General features: G+C 63.1%; 18 protein-coding genes and 1 pseudogene. 10 read left to right on the top strand and 9 right to left on the bottom strand.

Annotation, left to right across the window (positions count from 1 at the left end; all coding sequences use genetic code 11):
• Window positions 1-168: 168 nt before the first annotated feature.
• The 3 genes from ldtR to WDX12_RS25550 all read right to left on the bottom strand — a co-directional run bounded on the left by ldtR (window position 169) and on the right by WDX12_RS25550 (window position 2,447).
• Complete coding sequence (gene ldtR / locus WDX12_RS25560) at window positions 169-684, bottom strand: transcriptional regulator LdtR (RefSeq protein ID WP_040983294.1); 516 nt, start codon at window positions 682-684, stop codon at window positions 169-171.
• A gap of 300 nt (window positions 685-984) precedes the next feature.
• Window positions 985-1,407, bottom strand: a complete 423-nt coding sequence (locus WDX12_RS25555; protein WP_320297286.1) for a DUF6163 family protein — start codon at window positions 1,405-1,407, stop codon at window positions 985-987.
• Window positions 1,404-2,447, bottom strand: coding sequence for an enoyl-CoA hydratase/isomerase family protein (locus WDX12_RS25550; RefSeq protein ID WP_434722487.1), 1,044 nt, complete (start codon window positions 2,445-2,447; stop codon window positions 1,404-1,406). The genes WDX12_RS25555 and WDX12_RS25550 overlap by 4 nt, the downstream gene beginning before the upstream one ends.
• A 162-nt stretch (window positions 2,448-2,609) precedes the next feature.
• Between WDX12_RS25550 and WDX12_RS25545 the strand changes: the two genes are divergently transcribed.
• From WDX12_RS25545 to WDX12_RS25530, 4 genes and pseudogenes are all read left to right on the top strand, one after another.
• The gene (locus WDX12_RS25545) at window positions 2,610-3,422 is read left to right on the top strand and encodes a DUF2066 domain-containing protein (RefSeq protein WP_434722486.1); all 813 of its coding nucleotides are present in this window, start codon (window positions 2,610-2,612) and stop codon (window positions 3,420-3,422) included.
• Window positions 3,423-3,637: 215 nt separating this feature from the next.
• Complete coding sequence (gene hemB, locus WDX12_RS25540; protein ID WP_434722485.1) at window positions 3,638-4,669, top strand: porphobilinogen synthase; 1,032 nt, start codon at window positions 3,638-3,640, stop codon at window positions 4,667-4,669.
• Between the two features lie 49 nt (window positions 4,670-4,718).
• Window positions 4,719-5,014: pseudogene (locus WDX12_RS25535) on the top strand (nucleotidyltransferase family protein).
• Window positions 5,015-5,172: 158 nt separating this feature from the next.
• Window positions 5,173-5,817 carry a dihydrofolate reductase family protein gene (locus tag WDX12_RS25530; RefSeq protein ID WP_434722484.1) on the top strand — a complete coding sequence of 215 codons (645 nt, stop codon included), beginning with the start codon at window positions 5,173-5,175 and terminating at the stop codon, window positions 5,815-5,817.
• Between the two features lie 201 nt (window positions 5,818-6,018).
• Here the strand turns inward: WDX12_RS25530 and ppk2 are convergent, their stop codons facing one another.
• A complete protein-coding gene (ppk2, locus tag WDX12_RS25525; protein ID WP_320297291.1) occupies window positions 6,019-6,939 on the bottom strand; it encodes a polyphosphate kinase 2 in 921 nt (306 codons plus the stop codon).
• Between the two features lie 254 nt (window positions 6,940-7,193).
• Between ppk2 and WDX12_RS25520 the strand changes: the two genes are divergently transcribed.
• Complete coding sequence (locus tag WDX12_RS25520) at window positions 7,194-8,237, top strand: aldo/keto reductase (protein ID WP_434722483.1); 1,044 nt, start codon at window positions 7,194-7,196, stop codon at window positions 8,235-8,237.
• A 5-nt stretch (window positions 8,238-8,242) separates the two neighbouring features.
• Here WDX12_RS25520 and WDX12_RS25515 read toward each other — a convergent pair whose 3' ends face one another.
• Window positions 8,243-9,214, bottom strand: a complete 972-nt coding sequence (locus WDX12_RS25515) for a glycosyl transferase family 90 (protein WP_320297293.1) — start codon at window positions 9,212-9,214, stop codon at window positions 8,243-8,245.
• Between the two features lie 115 nt (window positions 9,215-9,329).
• Window positions 9,330-9,995 (bottom strand): GntR family transcriptional regulator, encoded by a 666-nt coding sequence (locus tag WDX12_RS25510; RefSeq protein WP_320297294.1) that lies wholly within the window; start codon window positions 9,993-9,995, stop codon window positions 9,330-9,332.
• 115 nt (window positions 9,996-10,110) lie between these two features.
• Here WDX12_RS25510 and WDX12_RS25505 point away from each other — a divergent pair, with 115 nt between their 5' ends.
• The gene (locus WDX12_RS25505; RefSeq protein ID WP_434722482.1) at window positions 10,111-11,358 is read left to right on the top strand and encodes an MFS transporter; all 1,248 of its coding nucleotides are present in this window, start codon (window positions 10,111-10,113) and stop codon (window positions 11,356-11,358) included.
• A gap of 37 nt (window positions 11,359-11,395) precedes the next feature.
• Window positions 11,396-11,770, top strand: coding sequence for a DUF423 domain-containing protein (locus WDX12_RS25500; protein WP_434722481.1), 375 nt, complete (start codon window positions 11,396-11,398; stop codon window positions 11,768-11,770).
• A gap of 17 nt (window positions 11,771-11,787) precedes the next feature.
• On the opposite strand, the gene WDX12_RS25495 is transcribed toward WDX12_RS25500, so the two are convergent.
• Both WDX12_RS25495 and WDX12_RS25490 read right to left on the bottom strand, forming a co-directional pair.
• Window positions 11,788-11,925 (bottom strand): hypothetical protein, encoded by a 138-nt coding sequence (locus tag WDX12_RS25495; RefSeq protein ID WP_320297297.1) that lies wholly within the window; start codon window positions 11,923-11,925, stop codon window positions 11,788-11,790.
• Window positions 11,926-11,984: 59 nt separating this feature from the next.
• Entirely contained in the window at window positions 11,985-12,128 is a 144-nt protein-coding gene (locus tag WDX12_RS25490) for a hypothetical protein (RefSeq protein ID WP_320297298.1), read from the bottom strand.
• Between the two features lie 169 nt (window positions 12,129-12,297).
• On the opposite strand from WDX12_RS25490, the gene WDX12_RS25485 reads away from it, so the two are divergent.
• Together WDX12_RS25485 and WDX12_RS25480 are read left to right on the top strand one after the other, a co-directional pair.
• Window positions 12,298-13,377: a LacI family DNA-binding transcriptional regulator gene (locus tag WDX12_RS25485; protein WP_434722480.1), complete on the top strand. Its 1,080-nt coding sequence runs from the start codon at window positions 12,298-12,300 to the stop codon at window positions 13,375-13,377.
• A 67-nt stretch (window positions 13,378-13,444) separates the two neighbouring features.
• Window positions 13,445-14,710 carry a serine hydrolase domain-containing protein gene (locus WDX12_RS25480; protein WP_434722479.1) on the top strand — a complete coding sequence of 422 codons (1,266 nt, stop codon included), beginning with the start codon at window positions 13,445-13,447 and terminating at the stop codon, window positions 14,708-14,710.
• A gap of 54 nt (window positions 14,711-14,764) precedes the next feature.
• Here the strand turns inward: WDX12_RS25480 and WDX12_RS25475 are convergent, their stop codons facing one another.
• Window positions 14,765-15,961, bottom strand: coding sequence for an OpgC family protein (locus WDX12_RS25475; RefSeq protein WP_320297301.1), 1,197 nt, complete (start codon window positions 15,959-15,961; stop codon window positions 14,765-14,767).
• Window positions 15,962-16,159: 198 nt separating this feature from the next.
• On the opposite strand from WDX12_RS25475, the gene WDX12_RS25470 reads away from it, so the two are divergent.
• Entirely contained in the window at window positions 16,160-16,864 is a 705-nt protein-coding gene (locus tag WDX12_RS25470) for an alpha/beta hydrolase (protein WP_434722478.1), read from the top strand.
• Window positions 16,865-16,953: the final 89 nt, after the last annotated feature.

The raw sequence follows: 16,953 nt of genomic DNA, 5'->3' as shown, positions 1-16,953 counted from the left end.
TGGCGCAATGAAGGAAAAAATACCGATGCTTTTCTGCATCAGCGCTTTCCGCGGTTGCCTGCCTTCGCAAAAAAGAAAAGGACCGGCGCGTTTCGGCACCGGCCCCTCCCTATTCTTTCCCCCGGGCCGCACTTCTTCGGCGCGGCTTCCCGTTCCAGTTCGTAGCTCTTACATCCGATAGGCGATCGTATCGTTCCAGAAACGGTCCAGGCGCTGCAGGGCGCGGTTCATCTGCTTGAATTCGTCGGTGTTGATGCCGCCGACCGCCTCGATCGAACCGACATGGCGCTCGTAGAGGCCGGCGACGACGTCGGCCACCTCGTTGCCCTTCGGCGTCAGCGAGACGCGGACCGAACGGCGGTCGATGCGCGAGCGCTGGTGGTTGATGAAGCCGAGATCGACCAGCTTCTTCAGATTGTAGGAGACGTTCGAGCCGAGATAGTAGCCACGCGAGCGCAGCTCGCCGGCGGTCAGCTCGGAGTTGCCGATGTTGAAGAGCAGCAGCGCCTGGATGGCGTTGATGTCGGAACGGCCGTTGCGGTCGAACTCGTCCTTGATCACGTCAAGCAGGCGGCGGTGCAGGCGCTCCACCAGCTGCAGCGATTCCATGTACAGCGAGCGGATAGCCTCGCGGCGATCGTCGGATACGTTTGCGGTCTTCGCCGCCGGACGCGAATTGATCATTGTCTTTGCCTCTCGTTTGTCGCCTTGGTGATTTTTTGTTTTTCACCTTGATCGCGACACTATCGAATACTCATAAAATTCGACTTAAACGCCAGGGCTAACAAGAGCTTACCGGTAAGAGGTTTCGGAAGACGCTTAACGATCGGTCACCCGAGCAAGAACAATTAACCTAAAGATTTAGCCAATGGATTTTGGGGGAAACCGGGCTCGGAAATCGGCCCGGGAGGCCCGTCTTCGGCCGGCTCTATGAGTGGAGCATGATGTCGTCCGAAAACCGCTTCACACTTTTCGGCATCATGCTCATTGGCGGAGCTGGCGCTTCTGCAGCCAAATGGTGACGCGAAAGACGATGTAGAGCAAGGCCACGCAGGCATGCGAGACGACGATCAGGATGCGGTGGCCGAAGAGGTCGGGGAAACCGGCATACATCACCGTCTCGGTCACCGCGCAGATGAACCAGATCACCGGCCCCCAGGACGCCAGCATCCACAGGCCCGCCGCGGCGAATGGGAAGAAGACGGCAAGCGTCGCCGCCGCCACCTGCCAATGCACCGGCATCAGGTCGAAGCGCCACAACTCGCCCGGATAGATGCCGATCAGGCGGATCCAGTAGAGGATGCCGAACAAAAGGCAGTAGCCGGCGATGACGCGCTGGAACCAGGCGAAGATGACTTCGGTGGTCGAAGGCTGCAGCACCACGCGCCTGGAGGTGACCTCGCTCACAGCGCGAGTTCCTTATCCCCGAGCGGCGCGAAATAGGCGTCGATGTCGGCAGCACTGACCTCATCCAGGCCCGCCGGCCGCCACGCGGGCGTCGAGCCCTTCTCGATGATGGCGGCGCGGATGCCTTCATAGAAATCATGGCCGGCCAGCATGCGGTTGAGGATGCGGAACTCCATCTTCATGCATTCGTCCATCGACAGCGTCGATCCCGCGCTGATCTGGCGCCAGGCGACGTTGAGGCTGGTCGGCGAGCGGGTTTTCAGCGTCGCCAGCGTCTTTGCGGCAAAAGCATCCTCCGCCCCTGCCCGCTCCAGACTGTCGATGACGCCGCCGAGCGAGCTCTGCGAAAAATGGCGCGCGATCGCTTCCAGGTCGTGCCGCTCGGTCTCGCGTTTGGCCGGCACGAAGAAATCGCGCAGCTCCGCATTGGCGTCGCCGCTTGTCGCCAGCTCATCGAGCAAGCCCGCCTGGTCCTCGGCCTTGATCGTGTGGGTGGCCAGCCCCGACCACAGCGCATCGCCATGGCGGATGCGATTTCCCGTCAGCCCGAGATACATGCCGAAAGAGCCGCCGAGATCCGGCAGCAAGTGGCTGGCGCCGACATCGGGGAAGAAGCCGATGCCGACCTCGGGCATCGCGAATTGCGCGTTTTCGGTCAGCACACGATGCGACCCATGGAAGGAGATGCCGACACCGCCGCCCATGACGATGCCGTCGATCAGCGCGACATAGGGCTTCTTGAAGCGCGCGATGCGGGCGTTGAGCCGGTACTCGTCGGCGAAGAAGTCGACCGGCGGCCTGCCGGCCCGGCCGGCCTCATAGATGTGCAGGATATCACCGCCGGCGGAAAACGCCCTGCCCTCGGCCTTGACGACGACGACGCCGACGCCCGCATCCTGCTCCCAGGCGTCGAGCGCCCTGCCGAGCGCCTTGACCATGTTGTGCGTGACGGCGTTGAGCGCCTTGGGCCGGGTCAAGGTGACCACGCCCGCTCTGCCCAGCCGCTCGAAGCGGATCTCGTCGCCTCCGCCAAAATCCATAATGAGAGAATCCTCCCCCGCGCCTGCGGGCGGAGAAGTGCTAAAGGCGGCATGAGAACGCGTCAATGGTGGCGGTCCTTGCGCTAGCGGGCGGCCGCGCCAGATGTTAGGTAACCGGCAAAGCACCACGCCCGCGCCCCGACAGGTTTCGAGCAGACCGACATGCCTGGAATTTCTCGCTTCGTGGTTGGATTGGTCGGTCTCCTCGCATTGGGGGTTGCCGCGCATGCCGCGACGACCAACGACCTTTACCAAGCGCAGGCGATCGTCACCGGCACCGGAGAGGTCAACCGGCAGATCGGCTTTCGCGAATGCCTCGACAAGGTGCTGGTCAAGGTCTCGGGCGACCAGCGCCTGACGCAGAAACCGGAGATATTGGCGCTGCGCGACAAGGCCGGTCATTTCGTTCAATCCTTCCGCTATCATGATCGGCTGGAAGGCATTCCGATCCATGACGAGCAAGGCACGCATGACCGGCCGCACGACCTGACCTGCCTCTACAAGCCGGCCGTGGTCAACAAGCTTCTGGCGCAGCTCGGCAGCAGGCCATGGCTCGGCGAGCGGTCGCCGATTGCCGTCTTCATGACCGCCGAGCAGGGCGCGCGGCATTTCGTGCTGACGGCGGATGAGGACCAGGGCAAGACGATGCGTGAATCCTTCGCCAATGCGACCGATCCGATGCTGATGCGCGTCATCTTTCCAAAGGCCGGACAGCTTGGCGGCCTCGGTGAGAAGGCGCTTTCGGGGGCCGATATGGCACGGCTCGACAAGCTCGCGAAAAAAGCGGGAGCGGCCCGGGCGCTCGCCGGCAGCATCGTGTGGAGCGACAAGGAACTCGGCTGGGTCGCCGACTGGCGCTTGGCCGACCACGGCAAGACCTATCGCTGGCAGGCGCGCGGCGTCAGCTTCGACGAGGCGTTCCGGGTCGCGATCAGGGGCGCGGCGCAGATCTTGTCAGGGCACGGACAGCCGTGAAAGCGTTTCCTCGCCCCATGCAGTGGGGAGAGGTGGCGCGGCGCAGCCGCGACGGAGAGGGGAGCGCCCTTCGAAGGCCCCTCTCCGCCCGCTTCGCGGACACCTCTCCCCGCGTTGCGGGGCGAGGAACCTGCACCTAGGCTGGCACAATCGTGTCGCATTGGTCAGGGGCGGAGACGCGTGGTAAAAGCCGGCCCAAAAGAGAGTTTTCGGCCATGAACAAATTCACCCCCGCAAAACCTGCCGGCGCGCGCAGCGTCGACGAGATCACCGGCAGCCGGCGGCTCAGGCGCATGCGCAAGGCCGACTGGTCGCGCCGGCTGGTGCAGGAGAACCAGCTTTCGGTGAACGACCTGATCTGGCCGATCTTCGTCGTCGACGGCAAGAACACGCGCGAGCCGATCGCAGCCATGCCCGACGTCTATCGCCTGAGCATCGACCTCGCGGTGAAGGAAGCCGAGCGCGCGGCCAAGCTCGGCATCCCGGCCATCGCCACCTTCCCCAATGTCGAGCTTGCGCTACGCGACCAGACCGGCTCGCACATCCTCGATCCGGACAATGTCATCAACCGCGCCACACGAGCCATCAAGGACGCGGTGCCGGAGATCGGCATCATCACCGACGCGGCGCTCGACCCGTTCACCAGCCATGGCCATGACGGCATCCTGCGCGACGGCGTCATCGTCAATGACGAGACGGTGGAGCAGGTCGCGGCCGCGGCCGTCATCCAGGCGGCGGCGGGCGCCGATATCATCGCGCCGTCGGACATGATGGACGGCCGCATCGGCGCCATCCGCGACGCGCTCGACGCCAACGGTTTTCAGGACGTGGCGATCATGTCCTATGCGACGAAATTCGCCTCGGCCTTCTACGGTCCCTATCGCGAGGCGGTCGGCACCGCCGGCCTGCTCAAGGGCGACAAGAAGACCTACTACATCGACCACGCCAATTCGGACGAGGCGGTGCGCGAGGCCGAACAGGACCTCGCCGAAGGCGCCGACATGCTGATGGTGAAGCCGGGCCTGCCCTATCTCGACATCATCCGCCGGCTGAAGGACGAGCTGCAGATGCCGACCTTCGCCTATCAGGTGTCGGGCGAATATTCGATGATCAAGGCGGCCGCCGCCAATGGCTGGATCGACGGCGAGAAGGCGATGCTGGAATCGCTGCTTTCGCTGAAGCGGGCCGGCTGCGACGGCGTGCTGACCTATTTCGCGCCGGTGGTGGCCCAGATGCTGAAGGGCTAGGGCTGCTTCGCGATTTTGGAATTCTAACGGGATTCGTTAGAATGCATCCATGAGCAGGAATGAAGTCATCGAACGGTTACGGGAGAACGCAGATGCCATCAGGGGCATGGGCGCGACTTCGCTCTATCTGTTTGGATCGGCCGCCCGCGGCGACGCACGCCGGACAGCGATCTCGATCTCTTCATAGACTATGATCCGGCGCGGCGCTTTTCCTTGATCGACCTCGTCGTCATCAAACAATTTCTCGAAGAGAAGATGTCGGCCGAAGTCGACATCACCACACGGGACAGTCTTCATCCGATGTTGAAGGCTGATATCGAACGATCGGCCGTGCGCGTACTTTGATGGCACCGCGTCAGACCAAGCCGATCATCGCAGAGATCATTGCGGCCCTGGATGGCATCGCCTAAATCGATCGCACCGGAAAAATACCGCTTGCATTTCGCAATCAGCCAAGCTACCTAACAACCGCTTGCAAATTACAACTGGTTTAGGAGGCAATGATGTCCAGGCTGCGTGTCAACGCTTTCACCTTGTCGCTCGACGGCTACGGCGCCGGCCCCGACCAGAGCCTCGCCAACCCGCTCGGCGTGGGCGGCGAAAATCTGCACAAATGGATGATCAAAACCCGCTCGTTCCAACAGATGATCGGCAAGGATGGCGGGACGACGGATACCGATGACGAGTTTGCCGTGCGCAGTTTTGAGAATGTCGGCGCCTGGATCCTCGGTCGCAACATGTTCGCGCCGAGCCGCGGCGAATGGCCGGACGACAACTGGAAAGGCTGGTGGGGGCCCAACCCGCCCTACCACGTGCCGACCTTTATTCTGACGCATCACAAGCGCGCGCCGATCGAGATGGACGGCGGCACGACCTTTTACTTCGTCACCGACGGCATCCAGTCGGCGCTCGAACAGGCGAAGGCAGCTGCCGGCGACAAGGATGTGCGCGTCGGCGGCGGCGTTTCGACCGTCCGTCAATATCTGCAGGAGAAGCTCATCGACGAGATGCATCTGGTTGTCTCGCCGCTCCTGCTCGGCTCGGGCGAGCATCTGTTCGCCGGGCTCGACATGCTGAAGCTGGGATACCGCTGTACCGGGCAGGTGGCGACCGCCGATGCGACGCATGTGATGATCGGGCGGGTGTAGGCGAAGTAGCTCTTTCTCCCCGTTCACGGGGAGAAATGCCCGGTAGGGCAATGAGGGGCAGCGCTGCCGGTTAGAGGTTGGCCAAGCACCTGTGGCACCTGCCCTTGCGGCGAATGGGATTTCAACCGCCCACGTCGGCGCCGCCCCTCATCCGCCCTTCGGGCACCTTCACCCCGTTTACGGGGAGAAGGAAGAGGCGCCTCAATACTTCTCCGGCACGTAGAGGTCGCGCGGCAGAACCTGGCGCTCGTATTGCGGGTTGAAGACACGCTCCGGCAGCGAAATCTCCTCGTGCGGCACCTCTTCATACGGCATCTGCTGCAACAGATGGTCGATGCAGTTCAGCCGCGCGCGCTTCTTGTCGTTGCCCTCGACGATGAACCAGGGCGCTTCCGGAATGTTGGTGCGTGCGAAGGTCTCTTCCTTGGCCTTGGTGTACTGCTCCCAGCGCACGCGCGACTGCAGGTCCATGGGCGACAGCTTCCACTGCTTCATCGGATCGTGGATGCGCATCAGGAAGCGCATCTGCTGTTCTTCGTCGGTGATCGAGAACCAGTATTTCACCAGCGTGATGCCGGAACGGACCAGCATGCGCTCGAATTCCGGCACGTCGTGGAAGAACTCCTCGACCTGGTCCCCGTTGGCAAAGCCCATCACCCGCTCGACGCCGGAGCGGTTGTACCAGGAGCGGTCGAACAGCACGATCTCGCCGCCCGCCGGCAGATGCGGTACGTAGCGCTGGAAATACCATTGCGACTTCTCGCGCTCGGTCGGCGCCGGCAACGCCACGACGCGGGCGATGCGCGGGTTCAGCCGCTGCGTGATGCGCTTGATGACGCCGCCCTTGCCGGCGGAATCGCGGCCCTCGAAGATCACCACCAGCTTCTTCTTGTGGTAGGCGACCCAGGACTGCAGCTTGATCAGCTCGGACTGCAGCCTGAGCAACTCGCGGAAATAGGTCATGCGCTCCATGGAGGGCGGATGCGATTTCTTGTAGATCTTGGCGATCTCGAGCGAGAGCGCCGGCTCGGAAAGCTCCAGCTCATAGTCTTCGTCGAGCGTGTCCTCGAGTTCGGCTTCGAGCCAGTCCTTCGCCCCGGAATTCGATTTCAGTTCATTCATCGCGCAGCTCCGTCTGCCTGTCGGCCATCATCGCTTCGGAATCCGCTCCGGCTCCGGACGGACACTCCGTAAGCCGACTGAGATACAGAGGCGCAATGACGGTTTTATTGCAATCGCCCGTCGCAAACCTCGAAGATATGTGATCGGTCCGTATCGACAGCAGGGCGACAAGCGGCGCGAATTGTCCTACAAATCCCCTCGCCTCTGCCAGCGCTCGCCACGGCGCTTCTTTCAAACAAATTGCGAGGACTGACATGGAATACCGCACGCTGGGCCGATCCGGCTTGAAAGTCTCGACATTGACGCTTGGCACCATGACCTTCGGCGGCACCGGTCCGTTCGCCGCCGTCGGCAATTCGGATCTCGCGGAAGCCAGACGCATCATCGACACCTGCATCGATGCCGGCATCAACCTCATCGACACCGCCAATGTCTATTCCAACGGCTTGTCGGAAGAGATCATCGGCGAGGCGCTTGGCGGCAAGCGCAAGAACGATGTGCTGATCGCCTCGAAGGCGCGCATGCGTATCGGCACCGGCCCCAATGACGAGGGCCTGTCGCGCCACCATCTGATCCGCGAATGCGAAAAGAGCCTGAAGCGGCTCAAGACCGACGTCATCGACGTCTATTTCGTCCATCAATGGGACGGCCTCACCCCGGTCGAGGAGACGATCGCGGCGCTCGACACCTTGGTCAACCAGGGCAAGATCCGCTACATCGGCTGCTCCAACTACTCGGGCTGGCAGGTGATGAAGGCTCTTGCCGTCAGCGACAGCCGCCATCAGGCCCGTTTCGTCACCCAGCAGATCCACTACACGCTGGAAGCGCGCGAGGCCGAATACGAATTGCTGCCGATCTCGGTCGACCAGGGCCTCGGCGTGCTGGTCTGGAGCCCGCTGGCCGGCGGGCTGCTCTCCGGCAAATACCGTCGCGACAGCCCGACCGCGCGCCAGCTTGGCGGCTGGAAGGAACCGCCGATCCGCGACGAGGACCGCCTGTGGCGCATCGTCGACGTGCTGGTCGAGATCGGCAACGCGCGAGGGGTGTCGGGAGCGCAAGTCGCGCTTGCCTGGCTGCTTGGACGTCCGGCCGTAAGCTCGCTGGTGATCGGCGCCCGCAACGAGGCGCAGCTCAAGGACAATCTCGCCGCGGCCAGCCTGTCGCTCAGCGAAGAAGAACGGCAGCGCCTTGACGTGGTCAGCCGACCGCCGGTGCTTTATCCCTACTGGCACCAGCAGTTCACCGCCAGGGACCGGTTCGGACCGGCCGATAAGGTGCTCGACCGCTCGCATGCCTAAAACAGTCAGCCGGTGATAAAGCGCCAGACTTCCGGGTCGGGCTTTATCTGTCCGCTCAGCACGAAATATTTATAGAGGACGAGCAGCGAGATCGCCTGCTCGTCCTGTTCATTGCCGAATTTGCGGCAATAGGCGTTGGCGGCGGCGGTTATCCGCCCCGCCTCGGCGGGATGCTTTTCGAAATAGGCCACCTTGTCGACCAGGTCGGAGAAGTCCTGCCGCAGCGGTACGTAGTGGACATTGGGCTCGACCTGGGCTTCCGCAAACCAGGTTTCGTAAGTCGGCTCCGGCATCAGGCAGAGCGAATTGGAGCTCATGATCCATTTCAGGTTTGTCGCGACGTCATTGCCTTCGAGCGAGACGATGTAGCGATACTGCCGCTGCTGCTCGATGTTCAGGAACGGCTTGCGGTACCCATCCGGCGCGTCGGCCCTGTGGGAACCCGCATCGCAAATCGGCAGCTCGGCGGCCTTTTCTACGAATCGGGTGCGAAGCGGATTGTTGAGGTGACCGCGCCAGACCACCATCGGGCGCTTGTCGGCGAAAGACAGCTTGTCGGGCGGCATGTAGAAGTGACGGAACTTGTTCAGCTTCATCAGCACGCCGTTCGCGTTGTCGTCGCCGATGGGCCGGTCCTTGACGATCCTCGGAACCTCCGGAACACCGACGACGTCGCCGAATTCGAAATCGATCAGCAGGCCGGGATCGAAATAGCGGGCGAATTCCTTGAGGTCGTAATAATACATGCTGGAAGCGGACGGCAGCTTGCCGACAGCTATGGCGTCCGGACTGGTCACGAACGGGTGTTGCAGTTTGTTGTAGTAGTTCAGTCGCTCGCGAACCGTCTTGCCCGAAAGCCTGGCCTGCTCGAGCCTGCTGGCCAGGCGGTCGCGGAACAGGGATTGCGGTGCGCGGTCACGCGCGAAATTGCGCGCGTAGTAGAACAGCTTTGCGGCGGTTCGTGAGAGTGTGGCCATGCGTCCGCGAGTTCAGCAAGATGGTCAATGGTAGTCGGCCTTCATCCCCCTCGTCTCCTACAGCATTCTCCCAGCCATGTTGCAAGCCCGCTAATGCGAATGACCCCACAGGACCTTACGCTGCGACGACGGCGAACCCTCTTGCGCGCAGACCGCGCCGGTCGTCATGCAGTGAGGTGACCAGCCGATCGCGGCTGCCGGCGATGTGAGCGGAAAGCAGCCGCGCCGCTTGCTCGGCATCGCCGCTCCTGACGGCGGCGAGGATGGCATGATGTTCGGTCCAGGCGCGGCCGAGGGCCTTCTCATCGCGCACCTCCAGCCAGCGCGCCCGCGACAGCCTGGTCATTGCATCGCGAACGGCCCTGAGCAGAAACTCGTTGCCGGAAAGCCTTGCCAATTCGATGTGGAAATCCAGGCCGACGCGATGCCACTCCTCGCGCGGCGTCTCGGCATCGCAGGAATCGAGCATCGCCGCGATCACCTCGATGCCGCCGCGGTCGTCGAGCGCCGCCGTCAGGCGAACCGCCGCGACCTCGACAGCCTCGCGGTAGACGGCGATCTGTCCGAGCTCCGCGAGGTTGATCGGCGCCACCGTCCAGCCGCGGCCATCGCGGCCGACCAGCCCTTCCGTTTCCAGGCGCAGCAGCGCCGCCCGCACCGGCGTGCGCGAAGCGCCGAACTGGCTCTCGATCCAGCGTTCGGTCAAACGTTCGCCCGGGCCGATCTCCAGCCCGAGGATCATCTCGCGAAGCTGCCTTTCGACATTTTGCATCTGCGACATTGTCGTTCCGTTTTCCAACGCCGCATTGACAGCGGCTAATGTCAGGTCCATGACGAATACCAGCTTGGTATCCCAAATCGGTATCCGCAACAACCCCAGCATTGGCATGCCTGACATGACGTCCAACGAATCCGAACAGAGCGGCTTCAACATCCATTGGCGGCGCAACCTCGCCGTCTGCTTCGCCGGCTCGTTCAGCACGCTTATCGCCATGACGCTGCTGTTGCCGTTCCTGCCGCTTTACGTCGAGCAACTCGGCGCCGAGGGCCACGCGGCCATCGTGCAGTGGTCGGGTATCGCCTATGGTGCGACCTTCTTCGCGGCAGCACTGGTCGCGCCCTTGTGGGGACGACTGGGCGACCGCTACGGCCGCAAACTGATGCTGGTGCGCGCTTCGTTCGGCATGGCGATCTGCATGTCGCTGACCGGCATGGTCCAAAGTGTGTGGCAGCTGGTGCTGCTTCGGCTGCTGATCGGTTTTGCCGGTGGCTATTCGTCAGGTTCGACAATTCTGGTGGCTATGCAGACGCCGAAGGAGCGTTCGGGTTGGGCGCTGGGCGTGCTGGCGGCGGGCATCACGGCGGGCTCGCTGGTCGGACCGCTGCTCGGTGGGCTGCTGCCGCCGCTGATCGGCATCCGCGCGACCTTCCTGCTGTCCGGCGCCGTCATCTTCCTGGCCTTCCTGGCGACGACTTTCCTGATCAAGGAGAATCCGCCGGCGCCCAAGCCCGCCTCGACGGCGAAGCCGAAAAGCGGCTGGTCGCAGATTCCCGACAAGCGGCCGATCATCGCCATGCTGACCACCGGCATGCTGCTCGCCTTCGCCACCATGTCGATCGAGCCGATCATCACCGTCTATGTGCAGCAGCTCGTCGAGGACCAGAGCAAGGTCACCATGGTCGCCGGCGTGGTCATGTCCGCGGCGGCGCTCGGCACCATCCTGTCCTCATCCTGGCTGGGAAAACTCGCCGACCGCGTCGGCCACTGGAACGTCGTGGTCGGCGCCCTTGCCGTCTCGGCGTTGCTGCTCATTCCGCAGGCCTTCGTCACCAATGGCTGGCAATTGATCGGCCTGCGCTTCCTGATGGGACTGGCGCTGGGCGGACTGTTGCCCTGCATCACCAGCGTCATCCGCCACAACATCCCCGACGGGATCGGCGGCAATGTGCTTGGCCTGGCGATCTCGGCGCAATATGTCGGCCAGGTCGCGGGACCGCTGTCCGGCGGCTACTTCGGCGGCCATTTCGGCATGCGCTCGGTGTTTCTGGGCACATCGGTGCTGATGGCGCTCGGCGCGGTCTATAACTGGATTGTCCAGTCGCGGCGGGCACGGCATATGCTGCTTGAAGCTGGCGAGTCCTGACCGGCACATCGCCCAACCGCAGCATGGAGCATCCAGGATGAGTCTTACGGCCCAGGCATCAGGCGGCGGGAGCCGCGTCCTCGTGCTGGCAGCCGGCCTCGTCGGCGCGGCCGGCGTGGCGTTGTCGGCGGCGGCCGCGCATCGCGGCGGCGCCTTCACCGGCACAGCGGCCAACTTCCTGCTGATCCATGCGCCGGCGTTCCTCGCCATCGGCCTTGCCGGCGGCAACCGCTGCCTCAGGATCGCCAGCCTCGTCCTGCTCGCGGGCCTGCTTCTGTTCTGCGGCGATCTGCTCGCCCGCGATTTTCTCGGCTCGCGGCTGTTCCCGATGTCGGCGCCGATCGGAGGCACCTTGTTGATCGCCGGCTGGGTGGCGATCGCCGTCTCGGCGCTGTGGCGCCCGCGACCCTGACCTATCTTTGCCCTGACCTACCTTTGCCCGAAACGCCGCTTGCGCTGGCGCACCGGCAATCCGTCCACGCGACGCCGTTCAGGCTGCTCGGTTCCGGGCGTGATGCCCCAATAGTTGCGGTAGATGTCCTGAAACAGATGGCCGATCGGATGCATGACCACGTTCTCCTTCTATTGAATCGATCCAATACGCCGGCGTAAAATATGACCGTGGGTCAGCCGCGCTTGCGCTCCACGAGAAAGCGCGGCGCGCGCTTCCACGGGCCCAATCTGCCCCGGCGTTTCTCGCTGGCGGCGACCGAGGCGATGCCCCAGTCGTCGCGGTAGATGTCCTCGAACAAATAGCTCACCGGATGCACGGCACCCTCCTGTGGAAACCCGCCATATATGGGACTTGGATCGATTCAAACCATAGGCCTCATCCACCTCAAGTCAAGCTGAAATTTGAATCGATCCAACAAAAATGTTAGATGACCTGCGACAATTCAGCGGTCATGTTCGTCGCGTGACCGGATTCGGAGGAACGACATGGCATCACTCCTCGAAGGCCAGGCAAGACCGATCAGGCTGGCCGACATCGCCAAGGCCGCCGGCGTCTCGCATGGCACGGCCTCGAACGTTTTCAGCCGCCCCGAGATCGTGCGCGCCGAAGTGCGGGAACGGGTCAAGGCGGTCGCGGAGCAGATGGGTTATGCCGGCCCGGACCCGAAAGGCCGCCTGCTGCGCGCCGGCAAGGTCAACGCCATCGGCGTCGCCACCACCGAGCCCCTCTCCTACTTCTTCGACGATCCCTTCGCCCGCGTGATGATGGCCGGCATTTCGCAGGCCTGCGACGCCACCGGCGCGGGCATCGCGCTGGTCTCGGCCGCCAACCAGGAAAAGCTCGCCTGGAACATCCAGAGCGCGCTCGTCGACGGTTTCGTGCTGTTCTGCATCGAAGGCGGTTCTCGCCTTGTCGACCTGACGCGCGAGCGCAGGCTGCCTTTCGTTGCGCTGGAACTCGGCTTCCAGGACGAAACGGTATCGGCCATCGGCGTCGACAATGTCGCCGGCGCGAGGCTCGCCGCGCGCCATCTCGCCGAGCTCGGCCATCGCCGCTTCGCCGTCCTATCGCTCGGCTTTGCCGACAATCGCACCGGCTTCGCCACCCCGGAAGCCGTGCGCAGCGCAGTCTACACCGGAACGCGGGATCGCCTAACCGGCTATTTCGAGGAGCTTTGCCGCTTCGGCATCGATACGGCGAAAATCCCGGTCTACGAGACCGAGAACGAGGACAAAAGCACCAGGGCCGGCCTTGAGGCGATCTTTGCCAAGGAGGAGCCGCCGACCGCCATCCTGGCGATGTCGGACCGCATGGCGCTGATAGCCATCGACTGGCTGAAAGCCCGAGGCCTCAACGTTCCCGGCGACGTCTCCATCGTCGGCTTCGACGGCGTGCCGGACGGCGCGCTGTCCACGCCGCCGCTGACGACCATCGCCCAGCCGATCATCGAGATCGGCCGCCGCGCCGCGCGCATGATCCTCGACCATGACGGCGCGGTGCGGCGCGAGACGATGGGCGTTGAGTTCATCGTCAGAGGCTCGACCGGCCCCGCTCCAAGAGGCTGAGCGACCTTTCGCTTGCAGCTAGCAAGCAATAGTTGGCAATGGCGCGGAGAGCGTGCAGGATGCCTAGTTGGCCTTTGATGGCGACGAGGACATCGGCGCAATGAGCCCCTTGGACAGCGAACCGGTTGGTGATCCTGCGAACCTCGGCTTCGACAAGGTACGGCTGACGCGACTCAAGCATTGGATGCAGCGCTACACGGACACGGGGCGCTGGCCCGGCGGTGCGGTACTCGTCGCTCGCCACGGAGAGCTCGCCTTTTTCGAATGCGCCGGGCACGCCGACGTCGAAGCTAAGCGGCCTTGGCAGCGTGACCTCATCGCCCGCATCTGGTCGATGACCAAGCCTGTCACCGCGGTCGCGCTGCTGATGCTGTACGAGGAAACGCGCGTGCATCTCGACGACCCGGTCGAAGCCTATCTGCCGGAATTCAAAGATATGCAACTTCTGATACCCGGCGCGACCTCGCTCGACCAGACGGTGCCCGTCAAGACGAAGCCGACGATCCACCATCTACTGACCCACACATCGGGTTTGAGCCTCTTTACCGGCCCTCGCTTACTCGGTGAAGCTTATGCTAGAGAAGCACTCGGCCTAGCCAAGGGCTATGGTGGGCTCGACAAGATGGTGCGCCGGATCGCCGAGCTGCCGTTGGAGCGGGAGCCGGGTACGAGATGGCAATATAGCGTCGGAAGTGATGTCATCGGCCGTATCGTGGAAGTCGTTTCGGGGATGACGCTCGACAAATATTTCGTAACACGGATCTTCGAGCCTCTCGGTATGACCGACACAGGTTTCTCGGTGCCGGAATCCGAGATGAGCCGCTTGTCCCCGCAGTATGAGGTAACCCCCGCAGGCATAGCATTGAACGAAGCGCCGGAGATTTCGGCGTGGCGGCAAGGCAAGGTTGATACGTTCTGCGGCGGAGGCGGCCTCGTCGGAACCATCGACGATTATTGGCGGTTCGCCGAAATGCTACGCGCTGGAGGCGAACTCAACGGCGAACGCATCCTCGGTCCGCGCACTTTGAGATTGGCGGCGTGCAATCACCTGCCGGGAGATCTTGCCTCGTTGGCAACCGAAGTTTGGGCCGAGACCCAATTCGATGGTATCGGGTTCGGTTTGTTGGGCTCCGTCGTCCTTGATCCGGCCAAGGCAAAAATTTCGGCGCAGGTCGGAGATTATGGCTGGGGCGGAGCGGCAGGCACTTTCTTCTGGGTGAGTCCCGTCGACGACATGGTGGTCATTCTCTTCACGCAACTCTTGCCCTCGAGCGCCATTCCGGTGCGCAAGGAACTGCGCGCACTCGTCCATGGTGCGCTTACAGGGGTCTGAGACTCGTCAACAGAAACTGCGCAGTGCGCGCGCTCAGATCAGTTCGGCATCACGCTAGTATCCCCCCGCCCTCGCCGGCAGCGGCTGCGCGCCGAAAGGTGCGCGCGCAGGCTCCTCGCGCATCGGCTTGGCGCGGGACGGGCCGAGGCCGGCGAACCATTCGAGATAGAGCGCAAGCGCGAGCTGCATGGCGATGCCGGCCGCGATCAGCAGCGTATCGTAGGCCAGGCCGCCCGGATTGATCAGCTTCAGCACCTGCGCCGCCATGGCAAGTAGCGTGCCTGCGACGAACACCGGCAGCGAGCGCTTACCCAGGATCGCCAGAGGATTGTCGGGCCGGACGCGGAAGAAGTTGGAGACCGCTGGCAGGGCCACGATCAGATAGCTGACCGACAGAATGTGCAAGAGCCGCGGCAGCGACAGGAAGGTCTTGTCGAAGCCGCCGATCACCACCGGCAGGTTGAACCAGGTGATCTGCCCCCAAAGCGGGGTGTGCACCCAGATCGCCGCGCCGGCCACATAGATGCCGGCGCCACCAAGCAGCCACGGATTGACCGGGATCCGTCCGCCGCGCTTCACATGCAGCATGGCGGCAAGGCCGATGTTGAACAGGAACTGCCAGGACAGCGGGTTGAGGAACCAGAAGCCCGGCTCCGGATAGTTCGGCGGCGCGATCTGCCAGATGCCGGCGACGAGCCAAAGCAGGCCGGACACGATCAGCGCCGGCACCGGCCGATAGCTGACGAACAGCACGAAAAGGGGCGCCGCCAGAAGCAGCGCCGCATAGACTGGCAGGATGTTGTTGTAGCCGAGCTGGTGGCCGAGCGTGACGATGCCGAGCAGCACCTGCGGCGTGTTCTTCATCAAGGGCTCGATGTTGATCATCGTCAGCATTTCCGGACGATGAGCCAACACCGCGGCGGCGCAAAACAGCGCAATCACCACCATCGTGATGACGATGTGGGAGATGTAGAGCACGCCGGCGCGCCGCCACATCTTCAAAGTCGCGAGCAATCGGCCGCCCGGCTTGAACTTCGTGCCGTAGGCCAGCGCGACCGAGATGCCGGAAATCAGCACAAAGGCTTCGGCAGCATCGGAAAAGCCGAAATTCTTGTAGGTCCAGTTCTCGAAGACAGTGCCCGGCACATGGTCGACGAAAATGGTGAGCAGCGCGAGCGCGCGCAGCACGTCGATACGCGTATCGCGCTCGTCGATACGCCTATGGCGATCGTTAGGAACAGGGGTGGTCATCGACAAAAGGCCTCAAAGCTGGTTGTTCATAGCCAGCAATGCGACCCCCGGGGCGCACCGCTTCGATTCCTCCCATGAGGAGTGTATCGGCGCAGAAACGGACTGAAATGCGCATGGTTCAATCAACTTTCGCGGAGCGCCAAAATATTCCGTTTTGAAGCCGGCAAATCAACGAATCTCTCATGGAATCAAATGGATATGAGCGTTCCCGAATATAGCGACAAAAACAGCATCCTGCGCGAGGATCTGAGATTTCCCTACCGTCTGCTGAAGCCGGCAAACGCAAGCGGCGAGTGCCTGTTCGTGCTGCACGGCTCGGGTGTGGACGAGACGACGATGCTGCCGGTGGCCATGCAGATCGCGCCGCGTTCGGTGATCGTCGCAGCGCGCGGCCGCATCCCGCAGGAGGACGGATTTCGCTGGTTCGAGCGAATCACGCCGACCAGTTTCGGGCAGGCCAGCATCCATGCGGAGACGGCTGCCTACGCCCAGTTCGCAATGGAAGCCGTGAGGGAGCATGGGCTCAACCTTCAGCGTGCGACCTTCCTTGGCTATTCGAACGGCGCCAATGTCGTCTCCAGCCTGATGCTGCTCCATCCGGGTGTGGTCAGGCAGGCGGCGCTCTTGCGGGCAATGCCGGTGCTCGACACTTCGCCCATGACCGACCTCGACGGAAGCCGCGTGCTGATCGTCGCTGGCGCCGCCGACCAGACCTACGGCCCGTTCGCACCCGCTCTGGTGACGCTGTTCAGCCAGCGTGGCGCCGAGGTCGACGCGCGCATCGTCGCCTCGGGCCATGAATTTGGCGATGCGGACGCCGCGATCATGCGGCAGTGGCTTGCAGAGTCTGCGCCGGTTGCGCTGAGAGCGTCTCCTTCCATCGCCCAGGCGCCAAAAAGGTGACGCACTTCACAGCCTGGGGCGGCATGTCGCTCCATTGTCATATGTCTGTCACACACTGTCTATCGAGATACTGTTCACCGAGGGGAGGT

The sequence above is a fragment of the Mesorhizobium sp. RIZ17 genome (assembly GCF_051127865.1).
Lineage (GTDB): Bacteria > Pseudomonadota > Alphaproteobacteria > Rhizobiales > Rhizobiaceae > Mesorhizobium > Mesorhizobium humile.
This window is presented reverse-complemented; position numbering and strand designations above follow the sequence as displayed.